The following is a 17,816-nucleotide window of genomic DNA, read 5'->3' as shown; positions in this document are numbered from 1 at the left end:
GTCACGGCAGGCAGATCGTAGCCGTGGTGCCCACGCCCTTGCGGCTGACGATCTCGAGCGTTCCGTCATGGGCCTCGATCAGCTGGCGCGCGAGCGGGATGCCGAGGCCGGTGCGGCGTTCGGGCGCGCCGTCCTTGACCGGCTTGAGCCCGCCCTGCGCGCGAGCGAGTTCCTGCGACGTCATGCCCCGGCCATTATCGGCAATGACGATCTCGACCGCCGTGCTGGAGCCCTCAGCCGCGCGGCGCAGCTCGATCAGGATGCGCCCGCCATCCGGCGTTCCGCCGATCGCATTGTCGAGCAGGTTGCCCACGGCCCGGCCAAGCTGGCGCGGATCAGCCTCGACAATCCGGCCCCGCCGTCCCTTGAGGTCAAGGCTAAGCCCGGCAGCAATGATTGCGGCCTCACGCTCGCGCACCAGTGCGGTGAGGAAATCGAGCAGATCGATGCGTTCCTTGCGGATCGGCAGCAGCCCCGCCTCGCTCTGCGACAGGTCAAGCACGTTTTCGACCTGCTCGGTCAGCCGCTCCACCGCCGAAAGGATCGCATCGACATATTCGCCCGCCTGTTCGGGGTCACTCGCCGCGCCGCTTTTGAGCAGCTCGGCATAGCCCCCGATCGTGGTGAGCGGGGTGCGGAATTCGTAGGACATATTGGCAAGGAACCGCGCCTTGACCGCGTCGGCCTCTTCCAAGGCCTCCGCCCGTTCGCGCAGCGCCTGCTCGGCTTTCTGCGAGGCGGTAATGTCGAGCACGGTGAGGAGCCCGTTACCATCGGGCAGCGGAATTCCAGCAAAGCGCAGCGTCCGCCCGTCGGCAAGCTCCACTTGCCCCCCCTTCTCGCGCCGGTCGAGCGTTGCCGCGCGCACTGTAGCGCCGATCAGCGCGGCTTCCTCGGGCCGGACAAGGTTGCGCCCGATCGCGCTCAGCAATTCATCGGCGCTTGGGTGCCGGTCGAGCAGTTCCGGGGTCAGGCCCCAAGTGCCGGCGAAGCTGCGGTTCCAGAGCTGTACCGAGCCATCCGGTGCGAAGATCGCCAGCGCCTCGAACAGGCTGTCGAGCGTCGCGGTCCGGGTGCGCAGCAGCGTGTCGCGCACGGCCGAAAGCGCGAGGCTTTCGGTGCGATCCTCGGTGACCAGCACCAGCCCACCATCGGGCATCGGCTGGGCGATGACGCGCAGATGCGTGCCGCCTGGAAGCGGCCAAGCCTCTTCCTGGGTCTCGCTCGATCCGAACCACGCCCGGCGCTCGCGCCGCCATTCGGGGAAATCGCGCACTTCCGGCGTGCGCCCGCGTTCGCGCGCCTCGGCTAGGAAGCGGTCAAACGGGGTCTCGGCCTCGATCGCATCGTCGGTTAGCGAGAACAGGCGGCGGAAAGGCACATTGGCGAAGGTCAGGCGCTCATCAGGATCGAACTGGGCAACGCCGACCGAAAGCTGATCGAGCATCGCGCGCTGGGCATCGCGGAAGGCGCGAAACTCGCGCGCGACCTGCTGCTGTTCCTCGATGTCGATGGCATAGCCCGCCACGCCCTCCTGCCCGAGCGGCAGATCGGACACCCGCAGGGTGCGCCGCGCGCCGTGGATCGTGGCAGCGACGATACGCTCGAGCTTGTCCTGGTTCTTAAGCGAATCGCGTGCGATTTCAGCCGGCGAACGGCCGTCTTCGGGCTCCAGCAGCTCGATCTGGTTTTCGACCACCTCGGCCGCGCTCGAGGCGCCGACTGCCTCGACGTAGGCCTGATTGACCAGCTGCAGGGTGAGATCGCTGCTGCGGAACCACAGCGGCATGGGAGCTGCTTCGATCAGGCCAACCAGTGCGGCAAAGTCCCCTGTCGCCCGCGTCGCGGCCGAGCGCAGGCGGGCCATCTCGGCGTGGCTCTCGGTAAAGTCGAACACCCAAACCAGCGCCGCGCCGCCGGGCGAGACCTGCGGATCAGCAAGCGTGCCGTAGAGCGCAAGGCTGCGCTGCGAACCCGGCAGGTTGATCGCCATGCGGAAAGCGGCCGCGCTTTTCTGGGTGGCCTGCACCCGCGCCCACAACTGATCGACCTGTTGCCGCGACAAGCCGCCCGCATTGGGGCCGCCGCTCGCAGGGGCCAGCTCGCTGAGATATTTGGGCATCGCCGCGAGGCCGAGCAGGCGCGCAAGTTTTTCGGGTGCCTCGATCCGTCCGTCGACCCGCACCAACAGCGGCAGAGCCGGAGCGACATCGAGCAGCGCCTGCATCCGCTTGAGGCTGATCTTGAGCGCCTTGGCCCGCTTCATCCCGCGGTTGGCGCGCAGAATGACCAGCACTGCGCCAGCCGCCCAGGCGGCAAGCACTAGCGCGATCAGAACAAGGGAAAGCGGCGAAACGTCCATCGCCTACCAGCTATGCGCGCAGGCGCGGCAGTGCAACGGGGATACGCCCGCCCGCCCCCAGTGTCGTGATAAAACGACCGGGGGCGGACGACGCGTCGCGATCAATAACGGTAATGATCGGGCTTGAACGGGCCGGCCTGCGGCACGCCGATGTAGCTCGCCTGCTTCTGGCTGAGCTGGGTCAGCTTCACGCCCAGCTTTTCGAGGTGAAGCGCGGCGACCTTCTCGTCGAGGTGCTTGGGCAGAACGTAGACGTCGTTGTCGTATTCGTCGGCCTTGGTGAACAGCTCGATCTGCGCGAGGGTCTGGTTGGTGAAGCTCGCGCTCATCACAAAACTGGGGTGGCCGGTGGCGCAGCCGAGGTTGACCAGGCGGCCCTTGGCGAGGACGATGATCGACTTGCCATCGGGGAAAGTGACGAGATCGGTCCCTTCCTTGACCTCGCGCCATTCGTAGTTCGAGAGGGCCGAAATCTGGATCTCGCTATCGAAGTGGCCGATGTTGCAGACAATCGCCATCGGCTTCATGTTCATCATGTGCTCGGCGGTTATGACGTCTTCGTTGCCTGTGGCGGTCACGAAGATGTCGGCGCGCTTGACCGCGTCTTCCATGGTGACGACTTCAAAGCCGTCCATCGCTGCCTGAAGCGCGCAGATCGGATCGATCTCGGTCACCATCACGCGCGCGCCGCCGTCACGCAGCGAAGCAGCCGAACCCTTGCCGACATCGCCGTAACCCGCGACGCAGGCGACCTTGCCGGCCAGCATCACGTCGGTCGCGCGGCGGATCGCGTCGACAAGCGATTCCTTGCAGCCGTAGAGGTTGTCGAACTTCGACTTGGTGACGCTGTCGTTGACGTTGATGGCCGGGAACGGGAGCTTGCCCGCCTTGGCGATCTGGTAGAGGCGCATCACGCCGGTGGTGGTCTCTTCCGAGACACCCTTGATGCTCTTGACCGTCTTGGTGAGGTAGCCCGGCTTGGCAGCGACGAAGGCCTTGAGCGCGCGCTGGAACTCGATCTCCTCGGCATTGCCGGGCGCGGGTAGCTCTTCACCCGCTTCGATGCGGGCGCCCCACAGCGCGAACATGGTGGCATCGCCGCCGTCATCGAGGATCATGTTGGCGGTGAGGTCGGGATCAGCTTCGCTCGACCAGTCGAAGATGCGACCGACATAGTCCCAGTATTCGCCCAGCGTCTCGCCCTTGATCGCGAACACCGGAATACCACGCTCGGCAATTGCGGCGGCGGCGTGATCCTGGGTCGAGAAGATGTTGCAGGTCGCCCAACGCACTTCGGCGCCCAGTGCGACGAGCGTTTCGATCAGCACGGCGGTCTGGATAGTCATGTGGAGCGAACCGGTGATCCGCGCGCCCTTGAGCGGTTGCGCGGCACCATATTCGGCGCGCAGGGCCATCAGGCCGGGCATTTCGGTTTCCGCGATCTGGATCTCGTCGCGGCCGAAGCGGGCGAGAGCGATGTCCTTGATGACATACTCGTGGGTCGGTGTGGCAGCGAGAGTGGCCATTGTGTCTTTTCTCCTGCGCGAGAGCGCGCGTGGCGGGGGCTAATTGATGAAATACGCCCGTAGCGGCGTGTGTCGCCAGAGGCAAATATAAACTTATCTTTATATGTCTATTTGTTGCCCGCCCCGCCAGCAGCGCTATAGAAGCCCCTCGCTTTCCCACCCGCAAAGGACACGAACATGACGATTTCCGTTGGCGACAAGATCCCCGAAGTCACCCTGGTCAAGGCCACCGCCGAAGGGCCGCAGGCGATCACCTCGACCGAATACTTCGCCGGCAAGCGCGTCGCGCTGTTCTCGGTCCCGGGCGCCTTTACCCCGACCTGCTCGGCCAAGCACCTGCCCGGCTTCGTCGAAAAGGCCGCCGATCTCAAGGCCAAGGGCGTCGACGAGATCGTCGGCACCGCCGTCAACGACGCCTTCGTGATGGGCGCCTGGAACAAGGCCGCCGGCAGCGACGACATCACCATGCTCGCTGACGGCAATGCCGATTTCGTCAAGGCGATCGGCCTCACCATGGACGGCTCGGGCTTCGGCATGGGCACGCGCGGCCAGCGCTTCTCGATGGTGATCAACGACGGCGTGGTCGAACAGCTCAACGTCGAGGAACCGGGCGACTTCAAGGTGTCGAGCGCCGACCACATGCTCGGCCAGCTCTGATCACGTCGAGCGGTTGAAAGATAAAGGGGCGCATCCCGGCTGCGGGGTGCGCCCCTTTTCTATTCCGTCAGCGGCGGCGCACCGTAAGCCACCCATAGCGCGAGCGCGGCAGCGAGAGCGCAGGCGATCAGCCCCCTTGCCCACGGTATCGGCCCGATCCCGGCCACGCCGACGCGCGGCGGAATTTTACCGCCCACCATCGGGCTCAAAAGATCATCGCCCTTCGCGGCGTAGAAACAGATCGCAGCAAGATGCAGCCCCGCCAGCCCGACGATCACCCAGAAGAATGTTTCGTGCAGTTCGGTAATGGCGTCGGCCAGACTGACCCCGACCAGCGCATTGAGCGGGCCGGTTGTGCCGTCGAAGGGATCACCCGCAAACAGCCCGAGGCTGACCTGCGCCAGCATCGCGCCCAGCAGCACCAGCGTGCTCCACCCGCCCAGCGGCGAGTGCCCGATCACCTTGGCCCCCGCACCATCGCGCAAGTAGGCGAGCACCGCGCGCGGGCCCTTCACGAACTGGCTGAAGCGCGCGGTTTCCGGCCCGAGGAAACCCCAGAGCACGCGAAACACCAGGAGGCCCAGCAGTACGAGGCCAAGCCGCTTGTGGAGCGCCCACTTGTCATTCTCCGCGGTCCACCAGAGTACCGGGATCAGCAGCGGGAAACTCCAGTGGACCAGCCGCAGCAGCGGGTCCCACACGCGTACGTCAGAAGGAAGCGCCGCACGCGGCGGCGAGGAGTCTTGCGTCATTCAGTTCGTCTCGGCGCGGAACTGGTCGTGGCAGCCCTTGCAGGCCCCGCCCATCTTGATCGCCTGCGCGGCAACCGCTTGCTTGTCGCGCTTGCCAGCAAGGCTCGCCAGCTTGGCGCTTTCGTCGACGAGGCGCTTGGCCGCCGCCTTGAACCCGGCGGGTTTGCTCCAGATCGCTGGCAGCGCAGCCGTCTTGAACCCGTCGGCATTGCTGGTGCTAGCAGGGAACAGGCCGGTGATCTTGCGCGCGCGCTTGTTGATATCGCCAGCCTTGGCCGCGATCAGCGCAAAATCGGGGCTATCCTTTTCTAGCTCGCCGCGCACCGCCTTGAAGGCACCGCCGATGGCCTTGAAGCCATCCTGCCGCGCGGTGATCGTGGCCTGCGACCGGCCGGCAGCAGCGGGAGCCGATGCGGCCGCATGGTCTGCGCCACCAAAGGACACGCCGCACAGCAATGCGGCGGTGGCGGCGGCAAGCAACAGGCGCGGAGCGGACAGACGCGGCATCGGCATTCTCCTTCGGTAAGGGCGATAAAAGTAGATATCGAAAGCTATGCCGCTTTGCCGCTGATCGCAAACGCGAAAACGGGGCACCCCTTGTAACAGGGGCGCCCCGTTTTTCGTGTGGCCATGGCCGGGCGATCAGCCTTCGCGGTTGCCGCTGCGCGCGCTATCCGCCTCGGCGACAATCACGCTGCGATCCTGTTCGACCAGCGCCATCATCGCGGTGCGGAAGGTATCCTTGCGCGCATCGACCAGCTTGTCGATCGCCTTGGTGCTGGTTTCGCACCAGCCGGGCTTGGAGCCCTTGGCCACGCCATCGCGGCTCATCGAGCGCTGCGAGCGCAGGCTTTCGCCGACCATGGCCACCCGCTCGACATTGAGCGAAGCGGTCCATTCGCACCGCAGCGTGCTGGGACGACCAGCCGCACCGGCCGCGCCGACCTGCCGGGTCTCGACGGAAACCGATCCACGATAATCAGCAGCAATCGGCCCTGCATCGTGATCAATCACGACTTCGTGTTCCAGTGCGAGTGCGGGGCTTGCGAGGCAGGCGCCAAGCCCCATGCCCATCAGGACAACCATCTTCATTGTGTTTTCTCCTGCGTTATTCCGGCCTTTTGGCCGTGAATGGCAGAAGATTAACAGCGCGCGGGGCGCAACGGAACGGGCGCGTGTTGCATTTTTCGCACGCGCCCGTGACCATTATCCATCTGCTTAGCTTACGCTATTTGAAGATTAGTAGCCCATCAAGCTCATCACTTCCTTGCGGCTGCGATGATCTTCAAGGAAACACCCGAGAATTCGGCTGGTTACCATCTCGACGCCGTGAGTCTTCACACCGCGCCCGGTCATGCAACCGTGCTGGGCTTCGATCACCACGGCCACGCCATGGGGTTCGAGATTATCCCAGATGCACTGCGCGACTTCGGCCGTCAGGCGCTCCTGGATCTGCAAGCGGTGGGCATAGCCATGCAGCACGCGGGCGAGCTTGGAGATGCCGACAACCTTGTTCTTCGGCAAATAGGCGATCGCCGCCTTGCCGATGATCGGCGCCATATGGTGTTCGCAATGCGACTGGAAGGGAATGTCCTTCAGCAGCACGATCTCGTCATAGCCGCCCACCTCGGTGAACTGGCGTGTGAGATGCACCGCCGGGTCTTCCTTGTAGCCTTCGCAATATTCGAGCCACGCCCGACCCACCCGCTTGGGCGTGTCGAGCAGGCCTTCGCGCGACGGATCATCGCCCGACCATTCGATCAGCGTGCGGATCGCGTCCTGCACGTGTTCCGGCACCTCGGGCTTGCCGAGCGGGTTCTCGGGATCGAAATCATGATCGTGATCATGGGCAGAGATGTAATTCATCGGCTGTCGTCTTTCTTCACTCATCGGCTCTGTCGGAGCCCCCCTCGCCTGTCGATCCCGCGATATGTCAACCCGCTGACGCGTGAGGCGTTCCATAGACACAAACACATTGCGCGCGGTCTGTGGCGTCACCACCTGACAATGTAGGAAGAATTGCGCGCAATTCACCCCCCAGACTGCAAAAAGGAACGCTTGGTGTCCGAGCCCAGTATCGCCGATTTCCATGCCGCCGCGCGGGCCGTGCTTGACCGGCTGCCGCGGGCGTTCCGCGATCAGCTGGCCGATGTGGTTGTGCGGGTAGAAGAATTCGCCAGTGCCGAGCAGCTCGCTTCGGTCGGGCTGGAAGATCGCTGGGATCTGACCGGGCTTTATGAAGGCGTCGCCCTGCCCGATCGTTCGCAATGGGATTACGAGGTGATGCCGCCGGTGATTACCCTGTTCCGCCAGCCATTGCTCGAAGAGATGGAAGAGACCGGGGTCAGCTTTGCGGCCCTGGTGCGCCACGTGGTGATTCACGAAGCGGGCCACCACTTCGGCCTCTCGGACGAGGATATGCACGCGCTTGAGGGTTCGGTGGCAGACTGATTCGAGGGCCAGAACCAACAACGCCCGCCCCTCTTACGAGGAGCGGGCGTTGTTGGCGCACCCGAAAGGATTCGAACCTCTGACCCCCAGATTCGTAGTCTGGTGCTCTATCCAGCTGAGCTACGGGTGCGCGCTAGGGGGCGGCCTTTAGGGGGGTCGTATCGGCTTGGCAAGGCCTGTTTGAAGCCGGTCAGCAATTTTGGAGCAGCCGCGCGGCCAGCTCCACATCGAGCGGCGGCTTGGGCAAGGCACGCATCTCATCAGGGGTAAACCAGTCGACCGCACCGCCCTCGAGCGCCTGCGGCTCACCTTCCCACGCGCTCACGTTGTAAAGCAGGATGACAATCGCTCCCGCGGCCCCCGCAGCGCCGCTTTCAGCGAAGGCAATTGGGGTGCAATCATCCATCCGGCAGATGATCCCAAGCTCCTCGTGCAGCTCCCGAATCAGAGATTCTGGCGGGATTTCATCATCCTCCACCTTGCCGCCCGGGAACTCCCACAGGCCGCCATGGTGCTTGTCGTCAGGCCGGCGGTGCATGAGCCAGAGCCCGTCGGCACGCCTTAGCGCGCCCGCCACCACGATCATCGCGCGCCTTGTCATGTCGGCTTTTTTTCCAACTGCGACGCGCTCCTCAACCTTTTCTTAACCCGCCTCAGCGATTCTCTCTTCATCAGGACGCAATCGATAGGTGGTTTTGCGATGTTGAACACATTTCTGCGCGACATTGCTGACGACACCACTGGTGCGACAGCGATCGAATACGGCCTGATTGTCAGCCTGATTGTGATCGCAATGATCGCCGCTCTGAACGGCTTTGCCGGCTCGGCGATCGGCATGTGGAACAACGTCAGCACTCAGGTGAACAGCGTAACCGGCAGTTAAATCGGAAAATCTTCCAATTAAGACATTCTCAATAACTGCCGGATAAATTGAATTTGTCAGATCGCCAAGGGGGCGGTTGGCAAGGGTACCGAAGACCAAACCAGGAGACTACCATGACCTTCTTCAAGAACCTCGTCCGCGACGAACAGGGCGCCACCGCCATCGAATACGGCCTGATCGCTGCTCTGATCGCCGTTGCTGCCATCACCGCGATGACCGCGCTGGGCAACAGCCTCGAAGGCACCTTCACCACCGTTTCGACCGAACTCAACACCGCCAACGCGGCTGCTTAAGTTCAGCACGAACAAAAAAGGCGGCGGGGAGAAATCCCCGCCGTTTTTTATGTCTGGCGCAGACGCGCCGAATGATCGGGGTTTAACGCCCGCGCACCACGATCTTGACCTTCTGGCCCGCTGTCAGCGTATCAGTGCTGAGCAGGCCGTTGAGGACGCGGAAGCGTTCCTCCTGCGCGCTCGGATAGGCCATGCGCTGCGCCAGCGAGGCTACCGTGTCCCCGCGCGCCACCGTCACCACCTGAAGCCGCTTGGGCACCACTGCGCTGGCCTCGGTCTGGGTGATGCGCCGCATCGACTGGAACATCGGATTGAACACCGCTGATTGCCCGGCCGGGGTAATCGCCGCGAAGTGATAAGCGCGGTCGCGCGCGAATTCATAGGCAAACACCACCAGATCGACCTGCGATCCGCCATTGTTGACCCGCGCCGTGCCATAAACGGCAGGCAGACCGTTCACCGTGGTGCGCTGGATCTGCTGCGGCGCGAGCGTGCTCTTCTCCCCGCCCAGCGCGGTGAATTGCTGGCGCACATAGGCTTCGAGATCGCCGCTATAGGCCGCAAGCGTCATCTGCGCCTGCCCGCCCTGCCCCTGGATGCTGACAGCGCGGGTGCCGTTGACCATGTAGAAGCCCTGCGGCGCGGTAAAGGCGAGCAGCAGCTCTGGGTGAATGAAGCTGCTGCCTTCGATCATGCCCTGCGCCGGATCATCGCCGTAACGCAGTCCGTCGATCCGGGCGAGGAAGGTGTCGCGGTTGGTCACCCCGCCGCTGCCTGCAGCACTCGCCTTGGTCAGCGCACTTTGCACCCGGCTTGCGGGATCGGGGTGGGTCGAGGCCCATTCGGGCACGCTCGCATTGCGCCCTGCCAGCCGTGCCTCGAGCGCGTTCTGCGCCGCGAGGCTGGCGAGCACGGTGCTCATCGCCCGGCGATCATAACCCGCCTTGCCCAGATACTGGATGCCGAGATCATCCGCCTGCAGCTCCTGCTTGCGCGAGAACCGCAGCGTCAGCAGCTGCGAGCCTTGCAGGAACCCCTTGGAGATCGTGTCACCGAGCCCCGAATTGCCGAGCAGCAGCGAAGAACCGATCGCGCCCAGCACGCCGAGGATCGAATTGCGCTGCGCCGCCTTCTGCCGCCGCTGCGAATGGCGCGCGGCGACATGGCCGACTTCGTGGCCCAGCACCGCGGCCAGCTCCGCCTCGTTGTTCATCAGCGTGACCAGCTGGCGCGTGGTGTAGATATAGCCGCCCGGCACCGCGAAGGCGTTGTGCACCGGCGAATTGAGCAGGCTCACCGTAAACGTCTCGCGCGCATTGCCGAGGCCCGATTGCACCGCGATATTCTTGCCCACCTGTTCGACATAGGTGGCCTGGGCGCCGGTCATCGCGCCGCCGAATTCCTGCAGGAACTGGGGGTGATACTGCGCCCCCATCTGTGCTTCCTTGGGAGTGATCGGTTCGGACGCAGCCGGGATCTGCGCGCCCGCAACGCCAACGCATCCGGCCAGCGCCACCGGAGCAACCCCGAACGCCAGAACCTTGCGAAACATCTGTGACATGGCTTTCTCCCGCAATCGTTTCGCTTCCCACACTATCGGGAAAGCCGACTGCGGCAAAGCCTTGGCAAATGAAAGATTAACCGCCGATGGCGAGGAAGCGTTGCTCGCGTGCGGCGATCAGTGCCGCCCCGCTTTGGCCCGCCAGCAAATCGAGCTCCTCGGCAAGCGCCTGCCCAAGCATCTGCGCCGCGCCTTTCGGATCGCGATGCGCCCCGCCGAGCGGTTCCTTGACGATCCGGTCGATCACATTGTCGCGCTTCAGGTGCTGCGCGGTGATCTTCATCGCCTGCGCGGCATCAGCCGCCTTCTCCGACGTGCGCCACAGAATCGAGGCGCAACCTTCGGGCGAGATCACCGAATAGACCGCGTGTTCCATCATCAGCACCCGGTTGGCCGAGGCGAGCGCCACCGCGCCGCCCGATCCGCCCTCGCCCACGATCACCGCGACCATCGGCACCGGCAGGGCCAGACAGGCTTCGGTCGAACGGGCGATGGCTTCGGCCTGCCCGCGTTCTTCCGCCTCGATCCCCGGAAACGCGCCCGAGGTATCCACCAGCGTCACCACCGGCAGACCGAATCGGCCCGCCAGTTCCATCAGGCGGATCGCCTTGCGATAGCCTTCGGGCTTGCCCATGCCGAAATTGTGGCGGATGCGACTTTGCGTATCGTGGCCCTTTTCATGGCCGATTAGCATCACCCGGCGCCCGCAAAGCCGCGCAAAGCCGCCCATGATCGCGAGGTCATCGGCATAAAGCCGGTCCCCGCCCAGCGGCACGAAGTCGCTGAAAGCATGGGCGAGAAAATCGCGGAAATGGGGCCGCTGCGGATGCCGCGCGACCTGCGTCTTCTGCCAAGGCGTAAGCGAGGCATAGGTGCTGGCGAGCAGTTCGCCGCTCTTGGCTTCAAGCCGGCCGATCTCGCTCTGGACATCGACATCATGCAGCGCGTTCACGCTGCGCAATTGCGCGATGCGTTCTTCAAGCTGGGCAACCGGCTTCTCGAAATCGAGGTAGGAAATCATGGCTCCGCGCTAGTCCGATGTGGCCCGCGTGGCAAGCGGGTGGCAGGAATTGACGAGGGCAACCAGCCGCGCGCTATCCACATGGGTGTAGATCTGGGTGGTGGCGATATCGGCGTGGCCAAGCAGCGTTTGCAGCACGCGCAGGTCTGCCCCGCCCTCGAGCAGGTGAGTGGCAAAGGCGTGGCGCAGCACGTGCGGGCTGATCTGCGCCGGATCGATTCCGGCGCGCCCCGCCAACGCCTTGAGCAACTGGAACAGCCGGACGCGGGTGAGATGCTGCCCCCCCGTACCCTTGGTGCCCGAAGGGAACAGATAGCGCGAAGCCGGCAAGGCAGGCCGCAGCGCCAGCCAGCGCGCCAGAGCCGCCAGCGCGCGCGCACCCACCGGCACCAGCCGGGTCGTCCCGCCCTTGCCGGTAATGGTCAGGAACGGCGCATCGCGCGGCACCGCCACCAGCGGCAATTCGACCAGCTCGCTCGCGCGCAGGCCCGATCCGTAGAGCAGTTCGATCAGCGCCAGCAGGCGCACTGCGCGCGGATCATCGCCTGCCGCCTCCTCCTCGGCGCGGGCGAAGAGCGCGGCGATCTGGTCATGGCCCAGCACCTTGGGCAGCGGGCGGCGGGTGCGTAAGGTCGGCAGCGCGCCGGAGGGATCATCGCGCCGCCAGCCCTCGTCGATCGCAAAGCCGAAGAACTGCCGCAGCACCGAAGCCTTGCGCGCGACACTGGCGGGCGCAAGGCCTGCCCATTCTCCCGCGAGGCTGGCGACTGCATCGCGGTCGACAATGGCGAGGTCGCCGATCGCTTCCTCGGCCTGCGCAAGATCGCGGCGGTAGGCGGCGAGCGTGTTGCGCGCCGCGCCGCGCTCTGCTGCCAGCATTGCGAGGAACGCCTCGGTGCTGGCAGACATTACCCGCGCGCCACCGCCTCGGCGGCGATCATCCGGGCTTCGGCTGAAAGCCCCGCGCGGTTCAATGCCGACACGATGTGATAGAGATGGCGCGGGGTCATCTGCTCCCAGCTCGCGCCCTGCATCCCGAGCCCTGCGAGCAGCGCCACGAGGGTCGGATTGCCAAGTTCGGCCGCGCGCGAAATGGCACGGCTCCAGCGGGTCTGGCGTGCGAGATCGATGCCGAGATCATCGGCAAAGGCGCTGGCATCATCGGCATCGAGCCGCCCGAGCCCCGCCAGCCCTGCGACAAGGAACGCCGATTTGCGCGATCCGGCGCTGGTATCGTCGTCGATGAAGGTTTCGACCGCACCGGTCGCCACACCATTGCTGCGCGGCGCGGAGAGCACGATCAAAGCCCAGGCGAGCGATCCGTCCTCGATCACGTTGCGCCAGGCAAGCGCATCGCGGTCGAGACCCGCGGCGAGCATTGCGGTGATGAGATCGCCCGCGCGGTCGGCATGAGCAGGATCGGCGGGAATGCGCGCGGCGGCATAGGCGGTCAGCACCCGCGCGCCATAGCCATCGCCTCCGCCCAGCGATCCGCCCGCAGCCCACAGCGTCTGCATCGCGGCGATGCGGGCGGCGGGGTCTTCGGCAATATAGGCATCGCGCAGCGCGCGGGCGTGATCGGTCACCTCGCCGCTCGCCGCCGGGTCGGCATAGGCCTCGCTGTACAGATCGACCATCGCATCGGCGGACAGAATGCCCTCGCGCGCGGCGCGTCCGGCAAAGCGCACCCGCTGGGTGGCGGGCAGCATCGGCAGCAGCGAGGCCGATCGGGCATAATAGGCCCCGCCCCGCGCGGTCAGAGCGCCATCAAGGATGTTGTCGGGCACCGGCTCGCCCAGCGAAGTGGCCAGCGCAAACCGCCACGGGTTGAGATCATCGACCCCGTCCCATTCGATCTCGACTGCGCGCTGCCCGCGTCCCGCCGCCCCGGCGAACCGGCGCGCCAGCAACACATCGATGCGCGGCGCGATCCCGCGATAAAGCGCCCGGTCAAGCTGCGAGGCGGCCAGCGCGCTCTCGCCCGCATAGGCATTGCAGATCGCCTGGAGCAGCTGCCACTGCCCATCCTCGCGCGACGAACCCTGGAGGCGCACCACCGGGCACGCGCCTGTGACATCGCCGGTCGCAAGATAAGCGGTCAGCGCCTCGCCGGTGAGGCCAGGCGACCACTTGGCGCTGTCGACGTCCTGCACGAGGGCGCGGGCCAGCGCATATTCGCCCATGCGGTTGAGCACGCGGGCGCGCAGCGCGGTGAATTCGATCGGGTCCATGCCGAGCGGCGCGGCAAGGCGGCTCGCCAGCGCGCGGCGCAGCAGGATATGGCCCCAGCGCGACACCAGCGGGCCCTTGGACCCCGCGAGCGTCGCGCGCACCAGCGATGCGGGCTGGGCCAGCAGCCCGACGGGCGGCAACCCGCCCTCGTCCGCCGCCAGCACCCCGACGCGGGTCAGTGCGCGCTGCGCTCCGGCGGGAATATCCGACTTGGGCTTGAGGCCGAGCAGCGCGTCGAGCTCCTCGGTCGACATGCTCTCGAGCTCTTCGAGGCTCGGCAGCCGGGCCAGTTCATCGCGGGTGAGCGATGGAAGAGCGGGCGCGTTCGCCGGGTCGAGCGGCGGCACAGGCATCCCCGGCGCAATCGCAGGCGCTCCCGGCGATGCGGGGCGGGCGGGCGCGGATGACGGCGCGGGCGCAGGGCGCGGCAGCGGGGCGGGATCATCGAACCCCGGCGGCAGGATCGATTCGGGCTTCTGCTGCGCGGCGGCGAATCCGGCGAGACCGGCACCGCCCAGCGCGCCGGCCAGACCCAACGCCAGCACGCTCGCCGCCGCCCAGCGGCTCCGTCCGCGTGGCGCGTTCATCGAATCGCTCCCGGCAGCGCCACCGGCTCTTCGATGGGGCGCAGATCGCGCTCACCGCCCTCGAACCACGCGAGTACGAGCAGCACCACCAGCACCGCGCCCGCGATCAGCCAGCGCCGACGCAGCGGGAGCGCGGAGCGGGCACCGGACGAGGCCTGAAGCGGAGCAAGCGGACGCGAAGGGTTTGCCATATTGCGCGTGCCCTAGCCCATCTATAGGCCATGCGGCAATGTCCGCCACAACGCCTCTGCCCGAACACGATCCTGCCGCGATCGCCGCGCGCATCACGCAGCCCGTGGTGCTGGTGGGGCTGATGGGCGTGGGCAAGTCCACTGTCGGGCGCAAGCTGGCGGCGATGCTGCGGCGCGATTTCGTCGATGCCGACGAGGCCATCGTCGAGGCCGCCCAGCGTTCAATCCCAGAAATCTTCGCGACCTTTGGCGAGGCGCATTTCCGCGATGGCGAGCGGCGCGTGATCGCCCGCCTGATCGAGGAACGCCACGGCGTGATCGCCACCGGCGGCGGGGCCTTTGTCGATCCGTCGACCCGCGCGCTCATCCTCGAACGCGCCATTGCGGTGTGGATCGATTGCGATGTCGACACGCTGGTCGAACGCACCGCGCGGCGCAACACGCGGCCCCTCCTCCAGAACGGCGACCCCAAGGAAATCCTCACCCGGCTGGCGGCCGAGCGCGCGCCCTTCTATGCCGAAGCCCCCATCCGCGTGACGAGCGTGAATGGCCCCCATGCCGACACCGCGCGCGCGATACTCGAGGCGATTGACCAATGGCTGTAATTCCCGTCGCGCTGGCCGGGCGCGCCTATGAGGTGGTGATCGAGGAAGGCCTGCTGGCCCGCCTGACCGAGGCGGCCGCGCCTTTCTTCAAACCCTATGCGGGCGGCCGCGCGGTGCCCTTTGTGGCCGATGCCAACACCCACCGGCTGTTTGGCGAGCGTGTCAACGCGCACCTCGCCGCAGCCGGCTTTGCAGCCGAATGGTTCGTGGTCGAGCCAGGCGAGGATGCCAAGAGCTGGGCCGTGCTCGAACAGCTGACGGACTGGTTGCTGGCACAAGGCGTGACCCGCAAGGACCATGTCTTTGCGCTAGGCGGCGGGGTGGTTGGCGATCTGGTCGGCTTTGCCTGCGCGGTGACCAAGCGCGGCTGTGGTTTCGTACAATTGCCCACCACGCTGCTCGCACAGGTCGACAGCTCGGTCGGCGGGAAGACTGCGATCAACACTCGGGCAGGCAAGAACCTGATCGGCGCGTTCCACCAGCCCTCGCTGGTGCTGATCGACCCGATGGTGCTCGCCACCCTGCCCCCCCGCGAAATGCGCGCAGGTTTTGCCGAGGTGCTGAAATATGGCCTACTCGGCGACGCGGCGTTCTTCGCGTGGCTCGAAGCGAACGTCGAAAAGGTGCTGGCGCGCGATCCGGCCGCGCTCGAACACGCCATCGCTACGAGCATCGCCATGAAGGCCAGAATTGTCGCCGAGGACGAGCGGGAGACCGAAGATCGCCGCGCGCTGCTGAACCTCGGGCACACCTTCGGCCATGCGCTCGAGGCCGAGACCGGCTTTTCCGACCGCCTGCTGCACGGCGAGGCGGTGGCGATGGGCATGGTGCTGGCCGCAAAATATTCGGCACACCGGGGCGAGATTTCAGCCGCCGATGCGGATCGGGCCGAGACAGCGATTGCCGCGGCAGGCCTACCCGCCAGCCTCGCCGCACTCGGCCTGACCTGCGTCGGCGCGGCGCTCGTCGATCACATGCGCCATGACAAGAAGGCCGAAGGCACCACCCTGCCCTTCCTGCTGCTGCGGCGACTGGGCGAGGCTTACGTCGCGCGCGATGTCGATCTGACCGATATCGCCGCCTTCCTTGATGGAGAACTGGCCGCATGACCCGCTTCGTCGACCTCTCGATCCCGATCACCAACGCCGTGATCTCCGATCCCGAGGTGATGCGGCCCAAGGTCACCTACATGACCCACGAGAGCACGTGGGAGCAAATCGCGATGTTTTTCCCCGGTCTGACCCGCGAAGACCTGCCCGATGGCGAAGGCTGGGCGGTCGAATTCGTCGAGCTATCGACCCACAACGGCACCCACATGGATGCGCCGTGGCACTTCCATTCGACCACGGATAGCGGCGCAAGCCCCGCCCCGAGTATCGACGAAGCGCCGCTTGATCGCTTCTTCCGTCCGGGCGTGAAGCTCGACTTCTCGCACCTCCCCCACGGCCATGTGGTGAGCGCCGCCGAAGTCGAGGCGGAGCTGACGCGGATCGGCCATACCCTCCAGCCGCTCGATATCGTGCTGGTGCAGTCCGGCGCGGTATATGGCACCGACAATTTCACCGATCAGGGCGTGGGCCTCGGCGCGGAGGCGACCTTATGGCTCACCGAACGCGGCGTCGAGGTCGTCGGCACCGATGCCTGGAGTTGGGACGCGCCCTTCAGCCACACCGCCAAGCGCTGGGCCGAAACCCGCGATCCTGCGATCATCTGGGAAGGCCACAAGGCCGGGCGCATCCGGCCCTATTACCAGATCGAAAAGCTGGCGAACCTCGACAGCCTGCCGCCGCACGGCTTCATGGTGAGCTGCTTTCCCGTGAAGATCGAGCGCGCCAGCGCCGGCTGGATCCGCGCGGTGGCGATGGTGGACGAATAGGCGTGCGCATCGCCCTCGCCGATCTCGCCGACCCCCGCGTTCGGGATCTCGTCGCCTTCCACCAGCGCGCGATGATCGCAGGATCACCGCCGGGGCTGAGCTTTGCGCTCGATCTCAGCGGCTTGCAGGCAGACGGGGTGAAGGTATGGGCGGTGGAGATCGACGGGCAGGTAGCCGCGATCGGCGCTCTCAAGCGGCTCGATGCCGCGCGCGGCGAAGTGAAGTCGATGCGCACCCATCCCGATTTCCTGCGGCGCGGGCTGGCAGCAGCCTTGCTGGAGACGATTATTGCTGATGCGCAAGCACAGGGCCTGTCAGTGCTGAGCCTCGAGACGGGGAGTGGTCCCGCGTTCGAACCGGTGCTGGCGCTCTACCGGCGGCGCGGGTTCGTGAATGGCGAGGCGTTTGCCGACTACGTGCTGACCGACTTCAACCAGTGCCTCCATCTGAGGCTGGATTAGCGCGCGCTCAGGCCGCCGGACGGCCCGGCAGTTTGGCGACGTTGTCGGGGGTTTCAGCTTCACGCGCGGCCTTTTGCGCGGCCTCTTCGGCCAGCATCGCGTCATGCTCGGCGAAAAGGCGCTCGATATCGGCGCGGCGCTCCATCAGCATATAGGCGATGCCCGGAGCGAGGCTTTCGCCCTCGCCGATCTGGCCCAGCAGCCCGGCGATATCGCTCACCGTCGCCTCGCGCGCGGTTTTGAAGAAATTGCCCTTCCGGTCGAAGAACCCGGTTCCGGTATGTGCCATGATCAAATCCTCCCACTGAGATTCAATCGGCGAGCGCGGAGGATACCGCGACTCGGCATGGCAAGTGTC

At 65.8% G+C, this 17,816-nt stretch carries 21 protein-coding genes and 1 tRNA gene; 8 read left to right on the top strand and 14 right to left on the bottom strand.

Features of this window, described 5'->3' with window-relative positions:
- Position 1 precedes the first annotated feature (1 nt).
- Positions 2 to 2,362, bottom strand: a complete 2,361-nt coding sequence (locus tag BG023_RS08500) for a PAS domain-containing sensor histidine kinase (protein WP_069310064.1) — start codon at positions 2,360 to 2,362, stop codon at positions 2 to 4.
- Positions 2,363 to 2,463: 101 nt separating this feature from the next.
- Positions 2,464 to 3,888, bottom strand: coding sequence for an adenosylhomocysteinase (gene ahcY, locus BG023_RS08495; protein ID WP_069310063.1), 1,425 nt, complete (start codon positions 3,886 to 3,888; stop codon positions 2,464 to 2,466).
- Positions 3,889 to 4,065: 177 nt separating this feature from the next.
- Between ahcY and BG023_RS08490 the strand changes: the two genes are divergently transcribed.
- Entirely contained in the window at positions 4,066 to 4,545 is a 480-nt protein-coding gene (locus BG023_RS08490; protein ID WP_069310062.1) for a peroxiredoxin, read from the top strand.
- 59 nt (positions 4,546 to 4,604) lie between these two features.
- On the opposite strand, the gene BG023_RS08485 is transcribed toward BG023_RS08490, so the two are convergent.
- The 4 genes from BG023_RS08485 to folE all read right to left on the bottom strand — a co-directional run bounded on the left by BG023_RS08485 (position 4,605) and on the right by folE (position 7,163).
- The gene (locus BG023_RS08485; RefSeq protein ID WP_069310061.1) at positions 4,605 to 5,297 is read right to left on the bottom strand and encodes a cytochrome b/b6 domain-containing protein; all 693 of its coding nucleotides are present in this window, start codon (positions 5,295 to 5,297) and stop codon (positions 4,605 to 4,607) included.
- Complete coding sequence (locus tag BG023_RS08480) at positions 5,298 to 5,804, bottom strand: c-type cytochrome (protein ID WP_190315743.1); 507 nt, start codon at positions 5,802 to 5,804, stop codon at positions 5,298 to 5,300.
- A gap of 135 nt (positions 5,805 to 5,939) precedes the next feature.
- Positions 5,940 to 6,389, bottom strand: coding sequence for a hypothetical protein (locus tag BG023_RS08475; RefSeq protein ID WP_083234621.1), 450 nt, complete (start codon positions 6,387 to 6,389; stop codon positions 5,940 to 5,942).
- Between the two features lie 147 nt (positions 6,390 to 6,536).
- On the bottom strand, positions 6,537 to 7,163 hold the full coding sequence (gene folE, locus BG023_RS08470; protein ID WP_069311219.1) for a GTP cyclohydrolase I FolE: 627 nt from the start codon (positions 7,161 to 7,163) through the stop codon (positions 6,537 to 6,539).
- 195 nt (positions 7,164 to 7,358) lie between these two features.
- Between folE and BG023_RS08465 the strand changes: the two genes are divergently transcribed.
- The gene (locus BG023_RS08465) at positions 7,359 to 7,748 is read left to right on the top strand and encodes a metallopeptidase family protein (RefSeq protein WP_150122834.1); all 390 of its coding nucleotides are present in this window, start codon (positions 7,359 to 7,361) and stop codon (positions 7,746 to 7,748) included.
- 53 nt (positions 7,749 to 7,801) lie between these two features.
- Here BG023_RS08465 and BG023_RS08460 read toward each other — a convergent pair.
- Both BG023_RS08460 and BG023_RS08455 read right to left on the bottom strand, forming a co-directional pair.
- Positions 7,802 to 7,878, bottom strand: a tRNA-Arg gene (locus tag BG023_RS08460).
- 60 nt (positions 7,879 to 7,938) lie between these two features.
- Entirely contained in the window at positions 7,939 to 8,334 is a 396-nt protein-coding gene (locus BG023_RS08455) for a (deoxy)nucleoside triphosphate pyrophosphohydrolase (RefSeq protein WP_233992961.1), read from the bottom strand.
- Between the two features lie 114 nt (positions 8,335 to 8,448).
- Between BG023_RS08455 and BG023_RS08450 the strand changes: the two genes are divergently transcribed.
- Positions 8,449 to 8,631, top strand: a complete 183-nt coding sequence (locus BG023_RS08450; RefSeq protein WP_069310058.1) for a Flp family type IVb pilin — start codon at positions 8,449 to 8,451, stop codon at positions 8,629 to 8,631.
- A 113-nt stretch (positions 8,632 to 8,744) separates the two neighbouring features.
- Positions 8,745 to 8,924 carry a Flp family type IVb pilin gene (locus BG023_RS08445; RefSeq protein ID WP_069310057.1) on the top strand — a complete coding sequence of 60 codons (180 nt, stop codon included), beginning with the start codon at positions 8,745 to 8,747 and terminating at the stop codon, positions 8,922 to 8,924.
- Between the two features lie 82 nt (positions 8,925 to 9,006).
- Here BG023_RS08445 and BG023_RS08440 read toward each other — a convergent pair whose 3' ends face one another.
- The 5 genes from BG023_RS08440 to BG023_RS08420 form a co-directional block, all read right to left on the bottom strand.
- The gene (locus BG023_RS08440; RefSeq protein WP_069310056.1) at positions 9,007 to 10,476 is read right to left on the bottom strand and encodes a M48 family metalloprotease; all 1,470 of its coding nucleotides are present in this window, start codon (positions 10,474 to 10,476) and stop codon (positions 9,007 to 9,009) included.
- An 85-nt stretch (positions 10,477 to 10,561) separates the two neighbouring features.
- Positions 10,562 to 11,506: an acetyl-CoA carboxylase carboxyltransferase subunit alpha gene (locus tag BG023_RS08435; RefSeq protein ID WP_069310055.1), complete on the bottom strand. Its 945-nt coding sequence runs from the start codon at positions 11,504 to 11,506 to the stop codon at positions 10,562 to 10,564.
- 9 nt (positions 11,507 to 11,515) lie between these two features.
- Positions 11,516 to 12,415, bottom strand: a complete 900-nt coding sequence (locus BG023_RS08430) for a tyrosine recombinase (RefSeq protein WP_069310054.1) — start codon at positions 12,413 to 12,415, stop codon at positions 11,516 to 11,518.
- Positions 12,415 to 14,325, bottom strand: coding sequence for a hypothetical protein (locus BG023_RS08425; protein ID WP_083234620.1), 1,911 nt, complete (start codon positions 14,323 to 14,325; stop codon positions 12,415 to 12,417). Before BG023_RS08425 ends, BG023_RS08430 begins: the two co-directional genes overlap by 1 nt.
- On the bottom strand, positions 14,322 to 14,516 hold the full coding sequence (locus BG023_RS08420) for a hypothetical protein (RefSeq protein ID WP_069310053.1): 195 nt from the start codon (positions 14,514 to 14,516) through the stop codon (positions 14,322 to 14,324). Before BG023_RS08420 ends, BG023_RS08425 begins: the two co-directional genes overlap by 4 nt.
- A gap of 38 nt (positions 14,517 to 14,554) precedes the next feature.
- Here BG023_RS08420 and BG023_RS08415 point away from each other — a divergent pair, with 38 nt between their 5' ends.
- Genes BG023_RS08415 through BG023_RS08400 form a run of 4 tightly spaced genes read left to right on the top strand, consistent with a single transcriptional unit; the run spans position 14,555 to position 17,458 of the window.
- Complete coding sequence (locus tag BG023_RS08415) at positions 14,555 to 15,121, top strand: shikimate kinase (protein WP_069310052.1); 567 nt, start codon at positions 14,555 to 14,557, stop codon at positions 15,119 to 15,121.
- Positions 15,112 to 16,230, top strand: coding sequence for a 3-dehydroquinate synthase (gene aroB, locus BG023_RS08410; protein WP_069310051.1), 1,119 nt, complete (start codon positions 15,112 to 15,114; stop codon positions 16,228 to 16,230). The genes BG023_RS08415 and aroB overlap by 10 nt, the downstream gene beginning before the upstream one ends.
- Positions 16,227 to 16,997 carry a cyclase family protein gene (locus BG023_RS08405; protein ID WP_069310050.1) on the top strand — a complete coding sequence of 257 codons (771 nt, stop codon included), beginning with the start codon at positions 16,227 to 16,229 and terminating at the stop codon, positions 16,995 to 16,997. The genes aroB and BG023_RS08405 overlap by 4 nt, the downstream gene beginning before the upstream one ends.
- Before the next feature lie 2 nt (positions 16,998 to 16,999).
- Positions 17,000 to 17,458 carry a GNAT family N-acetyltransferase gene (locus BG023_RS08400; RefSeq protein WP_069310049.1) on the top strand — a complete coding sequence of 153 codons (459 nt, stop codon included), beginning with the start codon at positions 17,000 to 17,002 and terminating at the stop codon, positions 17,456 to 17,458.
- A gap of 7 nt (positions 17,459 to 17,465) precedes the next feature.
- Here BG023_RS08400 and BG023_RS08395 read toward each other — a convergent pair whose 3' ends face one another.
- Entirely contained in the window at positions 17,466 to 17,747 is a 282-nt protein-coding gene (locus tag BG023_RS08395) for a hypothetical protein (RefSeq protein ID WP_069310048.1), read from the bottom strand.
- Between the last annotated feature and the right edge of the window lie 69 nt (positions 17,748 to 17,816).

Origin of the sequence: Porphyrobacter sp. LM 6 (assembly GCF_001720465.1) — a bacterium.
GTDB lineage: Bacteria > Pseudomonadota > Alphaproteobacteria > Sphingomonadales > Sphingomonadaceae > Erythrobacter.
The sequence above is the reverse complement of the archived record's forward strand: the minus strand, read 5'-3'. Positions and strand labels throughout refer to the sequence as shown.